2 protein-coding genes are annotated in these 1,598 nt (G+C 64.7%); one reads left to right on the plus strand and one right to left on the minus strand.

The genetic code is table 11. The features are described 5' to 3' along the window. Window positions 1–2 precede the first annotated feature (2 nt). A complete protein-coding gene (locus tag Q9R26_RS18550; RefSeq protein ID WP_311228205.1) occupies window positions 3–374 on the minus strand; it encodes an SdpI family protein in 372 nt (123 codons plus the stop codon). A 681-nt stretch (window positions 375–1,055) separates the two neighbouring features. On the opposite strand from Q9R26_RS18550, the gene Q9R26_RS18555 reads away from it, so the two are divergent. Next, complete coding sequence (locus Q9R26_RS18555; RefSeq protein WP_311228206.1) at window positions 1,056–1,352, plus strand: hypothetical protein; 297 nt, start codon at window positions 1,056–1,058, stop codon at window positions 1,350–1,352. Window positions 1,353–1,598 lie beyond the last annotated feature (246 nt).

Consider the following 1,598-nt stretch of genomic DNA (forward strand, 5'->3'; position numbering starts at 1 on the left):
CCCTACTGCGCCCGCGGCGCAACTCGGCGAGCTGCTCGTGACGCGGCCAGCGTCCCTGCACCGAGAGCGGCCAGCGTGCACGCGAGGGAAATGCCAAGCAGAACAACGTAGATCGCCGGCGCCAGCTGCGTTGGGATCGAGATGACCACGACGACCGCCGCTGCGATCAAGAACGGCAGCATGACTTTCCGCGCAGCCAGGTGGCCGGCTCGCCAGGCCTCCTCGCTGCGCATCAGCGACGGCAGCCGGATGCCAGCTGCGTGATTCCGACCCAATTCATTGCTCGCGATCGACACGACCCCCAAGATTGCAGCGTTGACCACGAGCACGAGGAGCGCGCAGCTCACCGCCGCCAACCATCCCGGACTCGTCATCTCCGCCTCCCTCATCCGAAGCTAGCGAATGACGTGGTCTGCGGTAGCCCGTCCCCGAGCTCGGCGAGGAGCCCACATCGAGGGTCTGACCTTCACACCGATCGTCTCGGATCCGATAGTGCTGGCACTGGTCCGCTCATGGGGATTCGACTCCGAACGGCCGCCCGTAAGCCGATCCTGTACCGGTCGCGACTTCGTCACAGTGATCGAGTACGTTCGAGGGGTGTCCGGCTCACCTGCACCATACGGAGATAGTCGTCCGGCTCAGCCGAAGGAGGCCCCGACTGCGCCATGGCGTGGGGGCGCGCTGAGTCTACTGATTGTCGCGCTCGTTTTCTTCGCGGCGGCGGCCATCACCCTCGTCCTCGCGGTCGCGCGGATCTGGGTGACACTCACCCAAGACACGGGCGCCGATGTAGCAGTCGGGCTAGTGATCACGGCCTTCCTGGGGTGCGTCCTCGCTGGGTGCGCAACAGCGGCTGCGGCGAACACGAAGTACCGGCAGACCAGGTAACAGCGGGCCGCTTGGCGAATTTCGACCTCGCTATCCACCATCGGGTGTCCGCCCTGGCAGCGATCGGCTTGGTCGTGTTCTTCATCGACCGATGGCAGGCGAAAAGAGGACTCTGACGTCGTCTCGTATGCCGATCGATCAACGGGACAGCGTGCTTTGGTGGATACGTGACTTCAACCGTGAGGGGTTCAACGCTCGTCGACGTGGCGCTGCCGGATGTGCCCAGCGTCGTGCAGGCTGTTGTGGCGCGGATTCCTCGCGCATCCGTCTCCGAGCTCGACGACGATGGGGCGACACTCACGCAACGCTCCGGCGTCGTGATTCCTCGTGTCGAGGTCATCTCGCTCGCGTTCCGCCAAACACCGCATGGGAACTCTGAGGTCGTGATCGTCAGGGCTCGGCGGGGTGTCCTGTCGGCGCCTGACTCAGTTCTTTCGGAGTTCGAGCAGTCCCTTTTGAGTTAGATTCGCGCGGCAGCGGAGGAGGCCTCGCAGTAAACGTCGACCCGTCCGATAGCCGGTCCTCTGCCGAAGAGGGGTGGATGCCGGGGTGCTGTCCCTGAAACACCACTCCGGCCGGGCGTCCCGCGCTGCCGGGAGAACGCCCGTGCGCCGTCAGTGAGCATGCTCAACCGAACGGCCTGTGCAGAGGCTACCGCTTACGTCTTTTGCTCCCCAGTCACCATGGACTACACCGACGGTCGGTCGTCA

Source organism: Curtobacterium sp. BRB10, from assembly GCF_031844325.1.
GTDB classification, from domain to species: Bacteria; Actinomycetota; Actinomycetes; order Actinomycetales; family Microbacteriaceae; genus Curtobacterium; species Curtobacterium poinsettiae_A.

Bases quoted from the DNA above. Each gene is read 5' to 3' on its own strand.
- Q9R26_RS18550 (WP_311228205.1), bottom strand. From the start codon at position 374: ATGACGAGTCCGGGATGGTTGGCGGCGGTGAGCTGCGCGCTCCTCGTG.